Here is a 16,063-nt window from a genome sequence, read left to right as displayed (position 1 = left end):
TCCGCTCCGATCGGAGGACCGAAAAACGATCATGGAAAACCCAAACGCTTGAATCCTCGCGGTTACTTGGTCTCGCCAATGACTGACGCTGCGGCTTCGCTGCCCGTTCGCCGCCTCTCTAACTGGAACGCGGCCGAACTGCAGATGCTCGTCGACGACTACGGTTCGCCGCTGTACGTCCTCGATCTCGAGCGCGTCCGGGAGAACTACCGGCGGCTCGCGGCCGCCTTCCCCGACGCGGAGATTCTCTACGCGGTAAAAGCGAACGCGCTGGGTGACGTTCTCGCGACGCTGCGCGAGGAGGGCGCGGGCCTCGAGTGTGCCTCCGCCGGCGAAGTACAGCGGGCGCTGGAAGCCGGCGCGTCAGGCTCGGCGGTCCACTACACGGCGGTCAACCCGCCCGCGCGTGATCTCGACTGGATCGTCGACGCCTGGGACGACCACCCCGAACTGACGGTCACCGCCGGCTCCGCGGACACGATCGACCGGCTGGCCGATCGGGGCTACGACGGCCGGCTCTGCCTCCGCGTGAATCCGGGGATCGGTGCGGGCCACCACGAGAAGGTCCAGACCGGCGCGGCCGCGAAGTTCGGCGTCCCGGCCGAGCGCGCCGTGAGTGTGCTCAAGGACGCCGCCGATCGGGGCTTCGACGTGGTCGGCATTCACGCCCACGTCGGCTCCGGCGTCTCGAGCGACCAACTCGACGATCACCGGGAGTTCGTCGCGCGACTGGGTGAACTGGCCAGAGACGTGAACGAGGCGCTACGCGCCTCGAACAGCCAAACGGGGAGCGAAGCGACCCGTGAGACGAGCGAACTCGAGTTCGTCGACGTTGGCGGCGGCTTCGGGGTTCCGTACCGCAAGGACGAGGAGCCGCTGGATCTCGCGTCGGTCGCCGACGCGACCCGGGAGGCGCTCGGCGAGGTCGACGCGCGGCTGACGATCGAACCCGGCCGCTATTTCGTCGCGGACGCGGGCGTACTCCTCACCGAAGTGAACACCGTCAAGGAGGGCCGCGACACGGTCGTCGCCGGCGTCGACGCGGGGATGACGACCCTGATTCGGCCGGCGATGTACGACGCGTACCACCCAGTTCGGAACCTGACAGTCGACGCAGCGCCGGATTCGGGGACGGCCGGCTCGAGCGCCGCCGAGGGCCGCGAGACGATCCCACAGACCGTGGCCGGACCGATCTGCGAGAGCGGCGACGTGTTCTGTTCGGACCGTGACCTCCCCGCGAGCGAGCGCGGCGATCTTCTCGCAATCGGCAATGCAGGGGCTTACGGCTACGAGATGGCGAATCAGTACAATTCCCGGCCCCGCCCAGCGTCGGTCGTTCTCGATGGCGAGGACAGCCGGCTCTCGCGGCGTCGCGAGACCGTCGACGACGTGACGCGGGTGGAACGCGAGGCGCGAACGGTGCGAGACTAGCGTCTCGCAGGCCGTTCGCGCGGCAACGCCGCGCGAAGACGAAGTGAGTGCCTTGAGGAGGGACGCAGGACAGGACGACCCGCGAACGCGAGGCCGAGCGGAACGGGACTGACGCTCGAGCAGCGAGCGACGGATTGAAGGCGCGACCGAACAGAGAAGGGGTACACGACCCGGGGTCGCCGCGGCATCCGCTGTCGGCGACCGCGACGATGAGCACACTCTAGTGATCGCACGATGACCGTTCCATTTCAGAAGTACCACGGCACCGGCAACGACTTTCTAATTATCCACGCGGACGAATACGTCCCCGACCGCGGCGCACTCGCCGAGCGCGAGTGCGATCGCGACGACGGCGTCGGTGCTGACGGCGTTCTCTATCTCGCTCTCGAGGAGACGTTTAACCCGCCCCGTGTCGTCATGACGCTGGTCCAACCCGACGGTGCGACGGCACCCATGTGCGGCAACGGCGCTCGCTGCGCCGCCGAGTGGACGATGCAGCGGACCGGAGCCGACAGCGTGATGATCGACACGCAGGCGGGCACGCTGCGCGCCGACCGAGCGGGCGAGGACATCGTCATCGAGATGGGCACGCCCGCGTTCGATCCAGAGGAGGTACCCGTCCGCGCCGACGAGCAGGTGTTCGAGGAGGAGATCGAGGGCCTCGAGGTGACGATGGTCAACACCGGCGTTCCACACGCGGTCGCGTTCGTCGACGACGTCGATGACGTCGACCTCGAGGCGATCGCGCCGGCCGTTCGCTACGCGGACGTCTTCCCGAAGGGGACGAACGTCACCGTCGCGAGCCACGACGGCTCGGGGGGCTTTCGCCAGCGAACCTACGAGCGCGGCGTCGAGGGCGAGACCGAGTCCTGCGGTACCGGCGCGGTCGCGATCGCCGTCGTCGCGCGCCGACTCGGACTCACTGACGCCGACCCGGTGGCCGTCTGTCCGCCCGGCGGCGACCTGCAGGTAAGTTTCAACGAGCGCGGTAACGCGACGCTTGCCGGCCCCGTCGAATACGAGTTCGACGGCGAGGTGGCCGTCGAATCGCCGGTCGAGTCGTGACGGGAGCCGACGCGAGCGCGGCCGATTCGTTCGATCCGATCGCATTCCTCGAGGATGCCGTCCAACACGCCTCTCACGAGGACGTCGGCCCGATGCGGGAATTTCTCTGCGAGACACTCGCGGACCGGGGGCTCGAGGCCCGCGTCGACGACGGCGGAACCGTGCTGGCCGCCCGCGGCCCGCCGGCGGCCGACACCGAGACCCACGTCGTGTTGAACACGCACATCGACACCGTCTCGCCCCACGTCCCGTTCGAGCGCGACGAGAACGCGCCAGAGGCCGACGGCGGTGGTGTGATCCGCGGCCGGGGCTCTTGTGATGCCAAAGGGCCGCTCGCGGCCATCCTCGCTGCCTTCTTCGCCGTGGAACCGACCGACGACCGCGTCACGCTCGCGATCACGCCCGACGAGGAGGTGCTCTCGACGGGCGCGTACGCGCTGGTCTCGGGCGAGGAATCGCCGACGCGGGACGCCGACGCGGTGATCGTCGGCGAACCCACCGATCTCGACGTCTGTACCGCGGCGAAAGGTCGCTTTCAGGGGACGATCCACCTCTCTGGAGCCAACGCCCACGCCGCCGAACCCGAGACCGGCACCAACGCGGTCGCGGCCCTCGAGTCCGTGCTCGCGGCGATCCGGACGTTCGACGAGCGCGACGACGCGCCGCCGGCCCACCCGCAACTCGGCGCAGCGACGCTGACGCCGACCGTCGTCGAGGGCGGCGAGGCTACGAATCAGGTGCCGGCCGACTGTGCGCTCACCGTCGACCGCCGGAGCGTTCCGCCGGAGACCGCCGACGAATTCCACGAGGCGCTGACCGCGCATCTGCGGGCCGCAGTTCCGGATGATGTAGGCCTCGAGTTCCGCTTTACTGACCGGCCGACGCCATTTCTCGAGGCGTGGGACACCGACCCCGACGCGCGGGTGGTGCAGACGCTCGCCGACGCGTCCGGCGGCGACGTACGCCCGTTCACCGCGGCGACAGAGGCCTCGTACTTCGCGGCCGAGGCTCCGACGGTCGTCTTCGGCCCCGGCGTCCTCGCCGACGACGAGGGAGCCGTCGCGCACGCCCCGCGGGAGTACGTGGAAGTCGCGGACGTGCGGGCGGCGGCGCGAGCGATCGAGACGACGCTTTCGGAACTGGTCGCGTAACGGTTCTCCCCGTAGACGTATCGCTCGAGGGTCATACCGAACGATTGTATCTCCCGAAGGCAAACTGTGTGCGGGTGAATGACATGCAAAAGAACGTCGGCGGAATCGACCGCACCGGCCGTCTGGTCGTCGGCGCGGTTGCCGCGCTGGCCGGTATCGCCGCGCTGACTGGCTACTGGGCCGTCGGTATCGTGACCGCGCTTGTGGCCCTCGTCATCGGCGCGATTTTGCTGGTGACCGGGACGACACAGAAGTGCCCGATCAACAACGCTACGGGGATCGATACGACGAACCGGCCGTGAACTCGAGGGGGTCAGACGGACATCAACACGATCGCAAGCACGCTCAACGCGATCGAAGCGAGCTTGCGGGCAGTGACGGTTTCGTCGAAGGCGACGATGCCAACCAGCGAGCTGACGACGATGAAGAGGCCGTAGATCGGCACGACGATACTGACCGGACCGAGCGCGAGCGCCCGGTAGTAGGTCAGCAGGCCGACGGTCAGTAGGACGCCCATCGCGGCGATATTCGGCGTCTGTGGATGCCGGAGATAGGGCCGGACGGACAGCCCGCGGTAGAGAATCACCAGCCCGACGGTGACGAACATCACCGAATTCGAGAGGAACACCGCCAGCGTGCTTGGCAGATCGGTCATCGCAACCGAGAGCAGCGGCGCGACGAGGCTGTAGGCCAGACAGGCAAACATCGACAGCTCGAGGTAGCGACGCATCACTCCTCACCTCCGGCGGCGAGGTAGATCGCGACCGCCGCGACGACGATACCGGCCCCGCGGGCGGCGGTCAGCTCCTCGTCGAGAAACGCGATCCCGATGATCGAACTTCCGACGATAAAGAGGCCGTATATCGGCACGACGACGCTGACCGGGCCGCGCTCGAGCGCCTGATAGTACGCGAGAATCCCGGTCGAGAGGAAGAGGCCGGCGACGTAAACGATCCCCGCTGCGGGGGTGGTTACGTCGGCTGGCCGGCCGGTCCCCGTGGCGAAGAGGACGACGGTCGTCAGACAGAGGAAGATCGTCGTCGAGAGGAAGAGCGCGACCGCGGGCGGCACGTCCGACGTGACGACGCTCGTCAGGGGCGCGATGAGACCGTAGGCCACGAGGGCGACGATCACCCACAGCAGATAGTCCATACCGAGGTGTAGCTAACGGCGACTTATACTGTCACGGTCTCGAAAGCGTGGGCCGTAATCGCGGTCCGCAACAAGACTGGACCGTCCGCGTGGAAACCCGGCTACTCGCTGCGCTCGAGGTCGTCGACCAACTCGCTTGCGACGCCGGTGTAGCCCGCGGGCGTCAGCGCGTGTAATTCCTCGCGAACGTCCTCGTCGACGTCCAGTTCGTCGAACATCGCGCGGAAGTCCGCGAGGGTCACGTCTTTTCCGCGGGTGACGGCCTTGACACGCTCGTAGGCGTCTGCCTGTCCTTCGCGCCGGAGGATCGTCTGAACGGCCTCGCCGATGATCTCGGGGGTGTTCTCGAGGTCGTCGCGCATGACCTGCTCGTTCGGAACGACTTTCGAGAGCCCGGCGGCGGTCTTGCCGTAGCCGATCAGGCAGTGGGCGAAGGCGCTGCCGATGTTGCGCTTGACCGTCGAGTCGGAGAGGTCCCGTTGGAGCCGGGAGGTGGTGACGTAGTCCGCGAGGAAGGTGAGATCGGAGTTGGCCTTCGAGAGGTTGCCCTCGCTGTTCTCGAAGTCGATCGGGTTGACCTTGTGGGGCATCGTCGAGGAGCCGGTTTCGCCTTCGACGGTCTCCTGGCCGAGGTAGCGATCGGAGACGTAGAGCCACATGTCGAGATCGAGGTCCAGCAGGACGTCGTTGGTCCCGCGGAACGCGTCGAACAGCGCCGCGAGGTCGTCACAGGGGTTGACCTGCGTCGTCAGCGGCTCGAACTCGAGGCCCAGCCCCCGAACGAAGTCCTCCGCGAAGGCCTGCCAGTCCACGTCGGGGTAAGCGGCGACGTGGGCCGCGTAGGTGCCCGATGCGCCGCCGAGTTTCCCGCTGAGGTCGTCGGTCGCCTGCCGGATTCGCCCCGTTGCGCGGCCGAGTCGCGAGGCGTAGACGGCCAGCTCTTTCCCGAAGGTCGTCGGCGTCGCGGGCTGGCCGTGGGTGCGGGCCAGCATCGGGGTATTGCGATAGTCCCGCGCCATCCCGGCCAACGTATCGCGCACGTCGTACAGGTCGGGCAGGAGCACCTCGTCGACGGCGTCGCGGACGAGCAGCCGGTGGGCGAGATTGTTCACGTCCTCGCTGGTCAGCCCGAAGTGGATCCAGGCCGAGGCGTCGCTGCCGTCGGGCAGCCGGTGGCGGACGAAGTACTCGACGGCTTTGACGTCGTGGTTGGTCGCCTCGAAGTCGGCGTGGCCCTCCGTCTCGAGTTTCTTGATCAGTTGGGCGTCCTCCTCGGCGAAGCTCTCGTAGAGGCTCCGGAGGTGCTTTCGCGCCTCGAGGTCGAGTTCCAGCGGGGTCGCCTCGAGGTCGGCCAGCGCGATCAGGTACTCGACTTCGACGCGAACGCGGGCGCGCATCAACGCGGCCTCGCTCGCGTACGGCGATAGCGGCGCGGTCCGGCCGCCGTACCGGCCGTCAAGCGGCGAGACGGCGTACAGGGCGTCGGTCTCGGTCATACCGACCGTTCGTCCGGGGCATCGCAAAAGCGTGTCGAAACCCTGCCCGTGCGGGGCCACGAGCGTGCATACCTCCGGCAGACGAGTCTCGAATAGGGGTTGTATGATACACGATCGTGCATATAACGGGGCTCGAGACCGCAACCACTTTGCCGCTTGCGAGCGCGGGTTCGACCATGACGCGAATCGCCGGGATGGCCGGCAACCGAGGGCGCAACCTGTTGAACATCGCCGACCGACGGCCAGGCGGAGCCGAGTTCGCGGTACTCCTGACGAACACGGAAGACGCGCCGGTACTCGAGGCCGCCGAGGAACGCGGGATTCCGACCGAAGTCGTCCCGCTCGAGGACGACATGAGTCGCCGCGAGCACGAGGAGGCGGTGCTCGAGGCCCTCTCGGACTACGAGTTCGACCTCGTCTGTCTGGACGGCTACATGCGAATCCTCTCGGATACGTTCCTCGAAGCGGCTCCGACGACGCTGAACGTTCATCCCGCCCTACTGCCCGCATTCCCCGGGATGGATGCCTGGGGCGACGCGCTCGAGGCCGGCGTCTCGGTGACCGGCTGTACGGTCCACGTCGTCACCGACGCGACCGACGAGGACGGCGAGGTTATCGAGGACGACGTCGACGCCGGTCCGATCGTCACTCAGGAACCGATTCCGGTCTACGAGGGTGACGACGAGGAGGGGCTGAAGGAACGAGTTCTCTACGAGGGCGAGTTCCGCGCGTACCCCCGCGCCGTGAAGTGGTTCGCCGAGGGCGCGGTCGACGTGGACACGGATACAGGTGAGGTCTCGGTCGACGCCGACGTGGCGAGCACTGATTCGGATGACCATGACGGGCTGCCCGCCCGCCGGTTGGTCTCCGACGACCGCGCGGACACGCTCCGCTACGGCGAGAATCCCCACCAGGACGCCGCGGTCTACGCCGACTACACCACGGACGAGGCCAGCGTCGTCCACGCCGATCAGTTAAACGAGGGCGCAAAGGCGCTGTCGTACAACAACTACAACGACGCCGACGGCGCATTGAACCTGATCAAGGAGTTCGACGAGCCCGCCGCGGCGGTCATCAAGCACACCAACCCCGCCGGCTGTGCGACCGCCGATTCGCTGGCCGAGGCCTACGAGCAGGCCCTCTCGACGGACCCGATGAGCGCCTTCGGCGGCATCGTCGCGCTCAACCGCGAGTGCGACGCCGCGACTGCGGAGCAGATCATCGACTCGTTCAAGGAAGTCGTCGTCGCGCCCGGCTACACCGACGACGCACTCGAGGTCCTCTTCGAAAAGGACAACCTGCGCGTACTGGACGTTGCGGAGCTCGGCGAGCGAACCGAGCGCTTCACGGAAAAGCCCCTCGTGGGCGGCCGACTGGTCCAGGAGCGCGACCTGCAGTCGATCTCGGTCGACGACCTCGAGGTCGTCACCGATCGCGAGCCGACCGACGAGGAACTCGAGTCGATGGTCTTCGCGTGGCAGACGCTCAAACACGTCAAGTCCAACGGCATCCTCTTTGCCGATGGCACCGAGACGGTCGGCATCGGGATGGGGCAGGTCTCGCGGGTCGACGCGGTTCGGCTGGCGGCGATGAAAGCCGACGAGCACGCGGAGGGCAAGGACGCCGAGGGCGCGGTCATGGCCTCGGACGCGTTCTTCCCGTTCCCGGACGGCATCGAGGAGGCCGCCGAGGCCGGCATCGAGGCGGTCGTCCAGCCCGGCGGCTCGGTCAACGACGAGGACGTGATCGAGGCCGCGGACGAACACGGCATGGCGATGGCGTTTACGGGCCAGCGGTCTTTCAGACACGACTGAGCGAGAGCGAAGGCGTATCTGAAACTCGAAAGACGATCGAAGTGACGTCTTTCGTTGGTTCAGGCACGATTAGATCCGCGAACGACCGGCGGGAGTGAGCGGCTTTTTGGTCGAGATTTTTCGAGAAGGGTGAGTGAGCGGCGCGAGCGAACCTGACGGGAAAAAGGTCGATGCTGCGATGGCGTTTACGGGCCAGCGGAGTTTCCGCTACGATTAAACGCGATCGAGCCCACCCGCCATCAGAACCCGCTAATTTTAACGGTTCGCGACGGACCAATCGTCTATGAACGAGCCGCGAGCCGTCTTCCGAACCGGTTCCTCGATCGCATCGAGACAGACAACGGGTGCTCACCGATGATCGAGGACCGCGACCGCCTCGCCTCGAGCGAGGCCCGCGAGGTCGCACTCGCCTGCGTCGAGGCCGGCATCGAGGCGGGTCACCCGCGGACGGTCGTCCGCGAGGCCATCTCGCTCGAGGGCGATAGCCTTCGCATCGCGGACGCGGCGTACGATCTCAGCGACTACGACGAGGTCGTCGTCCTTGGCGGGGGTAACGCCGCGGCCCACGTCGCCGCCGCGCTCGAGGCCGTGCTGGGCGATCGGATCGACAATGGCGTGGTCGTCACGGACGATCCCGTCGAAACGGCCCGCGTGACGGTTCGCAGGGGCGATCATCCGGTACCGAGCGAGCGCGGCGTCGAGGGAACGCGCGAGGTGCTTGCGGCGGCCGACGCGGCCGATGCGGGTACGCTCGTACTGGCGGCGATCACCGGCGGCGGCAGCGCGCTCATGGTCGCACCGGCGGGCGACGTCTCGCTGGCCGATCTGCAGGCGACCACCGACGCCCTGCTTGCAAGCGGGGCCGACATCGGCGAGATCAACGCGGTCCGCAAGCACCTCTCTGCGTTAAAAGGCGGCCGACTGGCACGTCGGGCCGCTCCCGCGACGGTCGTCTCGCTGGTCCTCTCCGACGTCGTCGGGAACGACCTCAGCGTCATCGCGAGCGGCCCGCTTGCACCCGATGCGTCGACGTTCGACGAGGCGCTCGCGGTCCTCGAGCGCTACGAAATCGACGCGCCCGACACCGTCACGAACCACCTCGAGCGCGGCGCGGCCGGCGAAGTCGCCGAGACGCCGGGGCCGGCCGATTCCGCCTTCGAGACAGTCTCGAATCGCGTGATCGCCGACGGGATGACCGTGCTCGAAGCCGCTCGAGAGGCGGCGCTCGAGCGTGGGTACGAGCCGCTTGTGCTCTCTTCGCGAGTTCGCGGCGAGGCCCGAGCGGCGGCCACGACCCACGTGGCGATCGCTGAGGAGATCCGGGCGACGGAGACACCCGTTTCCCCGCCGGCCGTGGTGCTCTCGGGCGGTGAGACGACGGTGACGGTTCGGGGCGACGGGACCGGCGGCCCGAATCAGGAGTTCGCGACGAGCGCGGCGCTCGAACTCGATACGGGGGCCGAAACCGGACTCGAGACCGGCATTACGGCCGCCGCGGTCGACACGGATGGGATCGACGGCGCGACCGACGTAGCTGGTGCGCTCATCGACGGGACGACCGTCGGCGGGCCCGACGCTGCACGCGCTGCGCTCGCCGACAACGACGTCTATCCGTACCTCGAGTCTCGAGACGGGCTCGTCCGAACAGGGCCGACGGGGACGAACCTGAACGATCTGCGGGTACTGGTCGTCCGCTAGAAGACCATTCCCGCGACGTTTCGGAGAACGGCGATCCAGACGATACTCGAGACGCCAAGCACCAGCGTTGCGAGCGTCCACGCCCGGTAGGCCGTCGACGCCTCCATGTCGGTGAACTCCGTGATGATCCAGAAGTAGGAGTCGTTGGCGTGGCTGACGGTCATACTGCCGGCACCGATCGCGAGGACGGTGAACACCTGACCGATTTCGGTGTTCAGCCCGAGCGAGCCCAGCAGCGGCGCGACGAGGCCGGCCGTGGTCAGAATCGCGACCGTCGAGGAACCGAGCGCGGACTTCATCGCCGCCGCGACGACGAACGCGGCGAACAGCCCGATGCCGAGGCCGCCGAGCGTGTCGGTGATGAAGCTCTCGAGCGGGAGTGCGCCGAGGACCTCGCCGAACGCGCCGCCGGCACCGGTGACGGCGAGGATGACGGCGGCGTTCTCGATCCCGTCGGAGACCCATTTGTCCGTCACAGCGCTTTCGAAGTCAGGGACGATCGCGAAGGCGATGAACGCGCCGATGAGCAGGGCGACGGCGGGGTCGCCGATGAACAGTAACCAGCGCTGGATTGCACCGGTGATCAGTTCTGGATTCTCCGCCTCGGGGTAGGCGGCGATCGAGCCGACGGCGATGAGCGCGATCGGGACGAGCAGCGGCGCGAACGAGGCCGCGCGAGAGGGCAGCGTCCCGTACTCGGCTTTGATCTCCGCCATCGTCAGCTCCGGATCGGGATCGATGTCGTAGTTCGACGCCACCGTGTCGGCCCACTTCGCGGCGACGAAGACGATCGGTGCGCTGACGATGATCCCGGCCAGCATGACGAGGCCGATGTCCGCGCCGATGATCCCGGCCCCGGCGATCGGGCCGGGCGTCGGCGGGACGAAAACGTGCGTGACGTAGAGCCCGCCCGCGAGCGCGACTCCGAGCGTCGACAGCGAGAGGCCGGAGCGCTCCGCGAGCGATCGGTTCAATCCAGAGAGGATGACGAACCCGGAGTCACAGAACACCGGAATGGAGACGAAACTCCCCGTGATCGCCATCACTTCCGTCGTGTACTCCTCGCCGACGTAGTCGAGGACCGTCTCCGCGATGACGATCGCCGCACCCGAGCGCTCGAGGCAGGTGCCGATGACCGTCCCTGCGAGGATGACGATGCCGATGTAGCCGAGGATGCCGCCGAACCCGTCGGTTACCAGCGAGGCAACCTTTGCGGGATCGAGCCCCGCGACGAGACCGGTCAGATAGGCGGTGATCAGCAGTGTGAGAAAGGCGTGGAGATCGAACTTCGCCGTGGCGACGATGATAAACGCCACCGCCGCGGCGAGCAACAATACCAATGGAAATCCTTCGAGCATGCAACCTACCCTCGATAATGAACTATGATGAACCTGACGATCGGCCCCACTACGTTATAGTAAAAATACCATCCACTATTGAATATATATGGGGAAATATAGAGAAGGATATAAATTATGGATGGCGACACCAAATTCGGAGACGGTACTGCTCGGCGTTTCGCGCATCGAGCCGATGGCGGTCGTCCGCCGATGGCTCGGTCTCAGTGATCACGGGATGAGCGCGAGGCTGGGCGGTGACACGCCGCTGCAGTCGCGAGAAAACGAGCTCATTGGAGCTACGGTTGTGCGTCCGGCGCGAGTGCGTCGATCACGCGGCAGGCGTTCTTCGAAAAGGCCCGGCGGAGCATGTCCTCCGAGACGTCGAGGGTGAGAATCTCCATGACCGCGACGTTCGGGTGACAGGCGGGCGCGCCGCTGCCGAAGAAGACGCGGTCGGGATGTTCCAACAGTGCGCGCTCGAGTTGCTCGCGATAGCGGACGAAACTCGTCTCGAGGTAACAGTCGTCGTGCTCGTCGAGGAGGTCGATCATCTCGTCCATGAGCGTGCGGTTCAGCGGGTGGCCGCCGAAGCGCCCGACGACGACGGGAAAGGAGCGCTCGAGCAGCGTCTCGGCGAGCGTGTTGGGCGGCGCGTCGACGCCGCCGCGGACGATTACCGGGAGGTCGACGTCCTCGAGGGCGGCGAGGACCTCCTCGTCGGGGTAGTCGTCGACGGCGGGGTCGAGGACGAACCCGTGGAAGCGGTCGTCGTAGGCAAACTTCTCGATGTCTTCGGGGGAGGTGTGGTGCTCCCCGCGGCGGCTCACCGCGTTACGAAGTCGGCCAGTCGCCTTCCGCCCCGGCGTCTCGCTTCCGTTGATCCGAGCGAATGCGACGAACGGCCGGTCGACGCTGCGCCTGGCGACGCCGTTGTTCGGCGCGAGATACCGTCCCTCCGGCTGTGCCGGCGGAAAGACGATTGCCTTCGTGATCCCCGCCTGATGCATCTCCCGCTCGAGTCGGTCGGCCGTGATCGTTCGTCCCCGGGGCCCCTCGCTGCCGTCGGCCGGCGGCAGCCGCGCCGCGATGTCGACGACGCGAAACCCATGTTCCAGCTCCAGCATCTACCGGGTGTTCCGAGCCAAGCCATATTTCCCTACCGGCTCCGTCGCGGGCCGGTCTGTCGCCGGTTCGCACGCGCAATCGCCAGAGGGAACGGTTGCCGGAGAGAAAGAATTATATAGAAGTGCTAACGACATGGTTAGTGAGGATCAACGATGGCACAACAGCGACGCATGGGTGGACAGCCCATGTTCATTATGAGCGAGGATAGCCAGCGAACGCAGGGCCGCGACGCCCAGTCGTCGAACATCATGGCCGGGAAGGCCGTAGCCGAGTCGGTACGCACGACACTCGGCCCCCGCGGCATGGACAAGATGCTCGTCGACTCTGGCGGGGACGTCGTCATCACCAACGACGGTGCGACCATCCTCAACGAGATGGATATCGAGCACCCCGCGGCCCAGATGATCGTCGAGGTCGCCGACTCTCAGGAGGAGGAAGTCGGCGACGGCACGACGACCGCGGCCGTCCTCGCCGGCAACCTGCTGGGCGAGGCCGAGGACCTGATCGAACAGGACGTCCACGCGACCACGATCGTCGAGGGCTATCACGAAGCCGCCCGCATCGCCCTCGAAGCCATCGACGAGCAGGTCAACGAGGCCGACGTCGACGACGACATCCTCCAGCAGGTCGCCGAGTCGAGCATGACCGGCAAGGGAACCGGCGGCCTGACGGCCGAATCGCTGGCCCAGACTGTCGTCGAAGCGATCCGTCACGTCGACACCGACGAGGGCGTCGCCCGCGACAACGTCACCGTCCACACCCAGATCGGTGCCTCCTCGAACGCGACCGAACTCGTCCCCGGCATCATCGTCGACGAGGAACCCGCCCACGACGCGATGCCCGACGAGGTCGAGGACGCCTCGATCGCCGTCCTCGACGTCGAACTTGACGTCCGCACGGGCGACGTCGACGCCGAGTACGCCATCGACTCGATCGACCAGCTTAACGCCGCCATCGACGCCGAGGAAGGCGAACTGCAGGGCTACGCCGAGACCATCGCCGACAGCGGGGCCGACGTCGTCTTCACCACTGAAGACGTCGCCGACCGCGTCGCCAACGCCCTTGCCAACGAGGGGATCCTCGTCTTCGAGGGCCTCGGCGACAGCGACGCTCGCGAAGTCGCCTCCGCGACCGGCGCTCGCCGCGTCGGCGCACTCGAGGATCTCGAGGAAGACGACTTCGGCTCGGCCGACCGCATCCACACCGAGAACTTCGGCGACGACGATCTGGCGTTCGTCGAGGGCGGCGCGGCCGCCGAGACCGTCACCGTCTTCGTCCGCGGCGGCACCGAACACGTCGTCGACGAACTCGAGCGCGCCATCGGCGACGCCTTAGACGTCGCCGCGACGGCACTGGAGTCCGGCGAGGTCGTCCCCGGCGCGGGCGCGACCGAGATCGCGATCGCGGACAAGATCCGACAGGAAGCCGCCGGCATCGAGGGCCGCAAGCAACTCGCCGTGACGGCCTTCGCCGACGCACTCGACGTCGTTCCCCGAACCCTCGCGGCTAACACGGGCCGCGATCCCATCGACGCGCTCGTCGACCTCCGTGCCGCCCACGAGTCCGAGGGCCGGGCCGGTCTGATCACCAACGGCGACGAGGTCACGATCGACGATCCCTTCGAGCACGGCGTCGTCGACCCCGCCGACGTCAAGCGTGAGGCCGTCGAGAGCGCGACCGAGGCCGCGACGATGATCGCCCGCATCGACGACGTTATCGCCGCAGAATAACGTCGCCGATCGTCGCTGTCGTCTCGAACGACTGATCTTTTTTCGACCCGCTACCATCGCCGTCTCGTCGTCTCTATTGGCCGCCAATGTTAAGTGTTAACATATGATATTTCAGCGCGTCATGTCCGGAACCGATCCGCGAGCGAACCTGACGCCTATCGGTACCACGACCGGCCGAACGGTCTATTACGACGAGGACCGGGAAACCTATCACACGTGGTGCGACGAGGGTGCATACGAGCCGGTGAGTACGGCACTGCTCATGACCGTCTCGTCGGTGCTCGGGGTCGAACCCGACGACCTCGAGCCGCTCTCGGAATGTATCGAGCCGGACGCGTTGAACGAGCTAGTCGTCCACTGGCGAGGCGACGAACCCCGTGTCGGTGACGGCTCGATTTCCTTTACGTTCTCCCGGTGTGCCGTCACCGTCCAATCGGACGGTGAGATCGTGATCGACCCGACGCGACGGCGCGTCCTCGATGGCTGACGGACGCGGACGGACGGCGCTTTGCGATCGTGATTCGGTCAGTCGTCGGTGTCCGTGACCGACTTGAGGACGACTCGATCGCCGGCCGCGAGTCCGAAGGCTTCGTCGCCGCGGCCCCGATTGACGTCCAGTTCGACGTAACCGTGGCTGCCGACGGTCGCGAGCCGCTTGCCGGCGGGGACGGCCGCGAACGTCTCCGCGACCGGGACGGGTTCGCCGTTCGCCGTGATCTGCTCGCGACCCTCGAGATACGAGCCCGGAACGTTCGTGATCGCGTTGCCAAAGCCGTCGACGACGAGTACCTCACCGATCGCTTGCCCGTCTTCCGGTTCGGCGGTCGGAAGCTCGAGGTCGCTGTCGAACGCGGTCGGCGCGAGCCATTCGCGGTCGCCGAGCGCGTCGAGATCGGCATCGTGGACGGCCGCAGCCGCCGGCGCGAAGACGTCTCGACCGTGGAACGTGGCGCTTGCAGGGCCATCGCTCCCGGAGAGCGCCGTCGCGCTCACGGTCGTCCCACCGTCGCCGGCCGGTTCGACCGGCTCGAGTCGGGGTTCGTCGACGGCGTAGGCCTCGAGCCGGTCCGGATCGCCGCCCGCCAGTCGCCGTGCGGCGGGGAGTAAGACGCCGTTATCGGGGCCGACGAGCGCGTGGTCACCGGCGCGAACGACGAGCGCATCGCGATCGGTGCCGACGCCGGGATCGACCACGACGAGGTGGACCGCCGGTGGAAAATAGGGGAGCACCTCCCGGAGCCAGAAAGCAGCCGCGCGAACGTCCTGTCGGGGGAAGTCGTGGCCGATGTCGACTAGTCTTGCGTCCGTGCGACGCAGCAGTACGCCTTTCATCGCCGCCGGGTACGGCGCGCCGAAGTCCGACGCGAGCGTGATCATGGCAGCCCCCACGACCCGCCGACCCAAATCAGTCCCCGTTTGCGTCCGTGTCGCTGACCATCTGGATGCGCTCGATGCCGTCCATCTCCTCGACGACCTCGACGACGGCCTCGGGGACGAGCGATTCCCAGTCGTCGCCGTTGATCATGCGCTCGCGGACTTCCGATCCCTCGAGTACGTCGCGGTTAAACATCGGCGACTGGCGGATCTCGATGCCGGCCTCCCGGAAGAGCTGGATGACAAGCGGGTTGTTCGAGTAGGCCACGTCGAAGTCGGGGCTCATGCTCTGGACGTGGCTCACCCACACCGAGTTGCGTTCTAGGTCCTCGATCGGGACGGCGTAGGTCACGAGGTCGGTGTCGACCAGCGACTTCGTGATCATCATGATCCGCTCGCCGGCGGTGAACGGATCCCGAACGGTGTGTGAGTTGTCGGCGCTCCCGATTCCGAGGACGAGTTCGTCGACGTCCTCGGCGATCCGCTCGACCATACTTCGGTGACCGTTGTGAAAGGGCTGAAACCGGCCGATGTAAAACCCCCGAGTCATGCCGAACATTGCTCGTGCGGTCCGCTTAAGCGTGGCGAGTTTCCCCCGTCTCGAGCCGATTTCGGTCGACGACGACCGATCGTGATCGATCGGTCGCAATACGGTAGATTCAGAACTGTTTTGATATGAATTGAATA

At 66.8% G+C, this 16,063-nt stretch carries 15 protein-coding genes; 8 read left to right on the top strand and 7 right to left on the bottom strand.

The features are described from left to right. The first annotated feature begins 78 nt into the window (after positions 1 to 78). The 4 genes from lysA (at position 79) to ACJ70B_RS05735 (ending at position 3,949) form a co-directional block, all read left to right on the top strand. On the top strand, positions 79 to 1,431 hold the full coding sequence (gene lysA / locus ACJ70B_RS05750) for a diaminopimelate decarboxylase (protein WP_408959458.1): 1,353 nt from the start codon (positions 79 to 81) through the stop codon (positions 1,429 to 1,431). Positions 1,432 to 1,665: 234 nt separating this feature from the next. Continuing rightward, positions 1,666 to 2,496: a diaminopimelate epimerase gene (dapF, locus tag ACJ70B_RS05745; protein ID WP_408959457.1), complete on the top strand. Its 831-nt coding sequence runs from the start codon at positions 1,666 to 1,668 to the stop codon at positions 2,494 to 2,496. Then, positions 2,493 to 3,647, top strand: a complete 1,155-nt coding sequence (locus ACJ70B_RS05740; protein WP_408959456.1) for a M20 family metallopeptidase — start codon at positions 2,493 to 2,495, stop codon at positions 3,645 to 3,647. The genes dapF and ACJ70B_RS05740 overlap by 4 nt, the downstream gene beginning before the upstream one ends. A gap of 83 nt (positions 3,648 to 3,730) precedes the next feature. Beyond that, positions 3,731 to 3,949, top strand: a complete 219-nt coding sequence (locus tag ACJ70B_RS05735) for a DUF2892 domain-containing protein (protein WP_408959455.1) — start codon at positions 3,731 to 3,733, stop codon at positions 3,947 to 3,949. Between the two features lie 11 nt (positions 3,950 to 3,960). Here ACJ70B_RS05735 and ACJ70B_RS05730 read toward each other — a convergent pair whose 3' ends face one another. From ACJ70B_RS05730 to purB, 3 genes are all read right to left on the bottom strand, one after another. Beyond that, positions 3,961 to 4,377, bottom strand: coding sequence for an EamA family transporter (locus ACJ70B_RS05730; protein WP_408959454.1), 417 nt, complete (start codon positions 4,375 to 4,377; stop codon positions 3,961 to 3,963). After that, positions 4,377 to 4,799: an EamA family transporter gene (locus tag ACJ70B_RS05725; RefSeq protein ID WP_408959453.1), complete on the bottom strand. Its 423-nt coding sequence runs from the start codon at positions 4,797 to 4,799 to the stop codon at positions 4,377 to 4,379. Before ACJ70B_RS05725 ends, ACJ70B_RS05730 begins: the two co-directional genes overlap by 1 nt. A 101-nt stretch (positions 4,800 to 4,900) precedes the next feature. Next, positions 4,901 to 6,295 carry an adenylosuccinate lyase gene (gene purB, locus ACJ70B_RS05720; protein ID WP_408959452.1) on the bottom strand — a complete coding sequence of 465 codons (1,395 nt, stop codon included), beginning with the start codon at positions 6,293 to 6,295 and terminating at the stop codon, positions 4,901 to 4,903. Between the two features lie 176 nt (positions 6,296 to 6,471). Between purB and purH the strand changes: the two genes are divergently transcribed. Then, a complete protein-coding gene (gene purH, locus ACJ70B_RS05715; protein ID WP_408959451.1) occupies positions 6,472 to 8,109 on the top strand; it encodes a bifunctional phosphoribosylaminoimidazolecarboxamide formyltransferase/IMP cyclohydrolase in 1,638 nt (545 codons plus the stop codon). Between the two features lie 354 nt (positions 8,110 to 8,463). Continuing rightward, positions 8,464 to 9,807, top strand: coding sequence for a glycerate kinase (locus ACJ70B_RS05710; protein ID WP_408959450.1), 1,344 nt, complete (start codon positions 8,464 to 8,466; stop codon positions 9,805 to 9,807). Here ACJ70B_RS05710 and ACJ70B_RS05705 read toward each other — a convergent pair. After that, the gene (locus ACJ70B_RS05705) at positions 9,804 to 11,165 is read right to left on the bottom strand and encodes a GntP family permease (RefSeq protein WP_408959449.1); all 1,362 of its coding nucleotides are present in this window, start codon (positions 11,163 to 11,165) and stop codon (positions 9,804 to 9,806) included. The genes ACJ70B_RS05710 and ACJ70B_RS05705 overlap by 4 nt on opposite strands. Positions 11,166 to 11,443: 278 nt before the next feature. Continuing rightward, the gene (locus ACJ70B_RS05700) at positions 11,444 to 12,271 is read right to left on the bottom strand and encodes an amidohydrolase family protein (RefSeq protein WP_408959448.1); all 828 of its coding nucleotides are present in this window, start codon (positions 12,269 to 12,271) and stop codon (positions 11,444 to 11,446) included. Positions 12,272 to 12,457: 186 nt separating this feature from the next. Between ACJ70B_RS05700 and thsA the strand changes: the two genes are divergently transcribed. Beyond that, positions 12,458 to 14,002 carry a thermosome subunit alpha gene (gene thsA, locus ACJ70B_RS05695; protein ID WP_408960078.1) on the top strand — a complete coding sequence of 515 codons (1,545 nt, stop codon included), beginning with the start codon at positions 12,458 to 12,460 and terminating at the stop codon, positions 14,000 to 14,002. Positions 14,003 to 14,123: 121 nt separating this feature from the next. Next, on the top strand, positions 14,124 to 14,489 hold the full coding sequence (locus ACJ70B_RS05690; protein ID WP_408959447.1) for a HalOD1 output domain-containing protein: 366 nt from the start codon (positions 14,124 to 14,126) through the stop codon (positions 14,487 to 14,489). 38 nt (positions 14,490 to 14,527) lie between these two features. On the opposite strand, the gene ACJ70B_RS05685 is transcribed toward ACJ70B_RS05690, so the two are convergent. Continuing rightward, positions 14,528 to 15,379, bottom strand: a complete 852-nt coding sequence (locus ACJ70B_RS05685) for an S-adenosyl-l-methionine hydroxide adenosyltransferase family protein (protein ID WP_408959446.1) — start codon at positions 15,377 to 15,379, stop codon at positions 14,528 to 14,530. Positions 15,380 to 15,407: 28 nt separating this feature from the next. Further along, positions 15,408 to 15,926, bottom strand: coding sequence for a nicotinamide-nucleotide adenylyltransferase (locus ACJ70B_RS05680; protein ID WP_408959445.1), 519 nt, complete (start codon positions 15,924 to 15,926; stop codon positions 15,408 to 15,410). Positions 15,927 to 16,063 lie beyond the last annotated feature (137 nt).

The sequence above is a fragment of the Natrinema sp. 74 genome (assembly GCF_046097095.1).
Classification (GTDB): domain Archaea; phylum Halobacteriota; class Halobacteria; order Halobacteriales; family Natrialbaceae; genus Natrinema.
This window is presented reverse-complemented; position numbering and strand designations above follow the sequence as displayed.

Coding starts and splice junctions, on each gene's coding strand:
- lysA (WP_408959458.1), top strand. CDS start 79: ATGACTGACGCTGCGGCTTCGCTGCCCGTTCGCCGCCTCTCTAACTGG.
- dapF (WP_408959457.1), top strand. CDS start 1,666: ATGACCGTTCCATTTCAGAAGTACCACGGCACCGGCAACGACTTTCTA.
- ACJ70B_RS05735 (WP_408959455.1), top strand. CDS start 3,731: ATGCAAAAGAACGTCGGCGGAATCGACCGCACCGGCCGTCTGGTCGTC.
- ACJ70B_RS05730 (WP_408959454.1), bottom strand. CDS start 4,377: ATGCGTCGCTACCTCGAGCTGTCGATGTTTGCCTGTCTGGCCTACAGC.
- ACJ70B_RS05725 (WP_408959453.1), bottom strand. CDS start 4,799: ATGGACTATCTGCTGTGGGTGATCGTCGCCCTCGTGGCCTACGGTCTC.
- purB (WP_408959452.1), bottom strand. CDS start 6,295: ATGACCGAGACCGACGCCCTGTACGCCGTCTCGCCGCTTGACGGCCGG.
- purH (WP_408959451.1), top strand. CDS start 6,472: ATGACGCGAATCGCCGGGATGGCCGGCAACCGAGGGCGCAACCTGTTG.
- ACJ70B_RS05710 (WP_408959450.1), top strand. CDS start 8,464: ATGATCGAGGACCGCGACCGCCTCGCCTCGAGCGAGGCCCGCGAGGTC.
- ACJ70B_RS05705 (WP_408959449.1), bottom strand. CDS start 11,165: ATGCTCGAAGGATTTCCATTGGTATTGTTGCTCGCCGCGGCGGTGGCG.
- ACJ70B_RS05700 (WP_408959448.1), bottom strand. CDS start 12,271: ATGCTGGAGCTGGAACATGGGTTTCGCGTCGTCGACATCGCGGCGCGG.
- thsA (WP_408960078.1), top strand. CDS start 12,458: ATGTTCATTATGAGCGAGGATAGCCAGCGAACGCAGGGCCGCGACGCC.
- ACJ70B_RS05690 (WP_408959447.1), top strand. CDS start 14,124: ATGTCCGGAACCGATCCGCGAGCGAACCTGACGCCTATCGGTACCACG.
- ACJ70B_RS05685 (WP_408959446.1), bottom strand. CDS start 15,379: ATGATCACGCTCGCGTCGGACTTCGGCGCGCCGTACCCGGCGGCGATG.
- ACJ70B_RS05680 (WP_408959445.1), bottom strand. CDS start 15,926: ATGACTCGGGGGTTTTACATCGGCCGGTTTCAGCCCTTTCACAACGGT.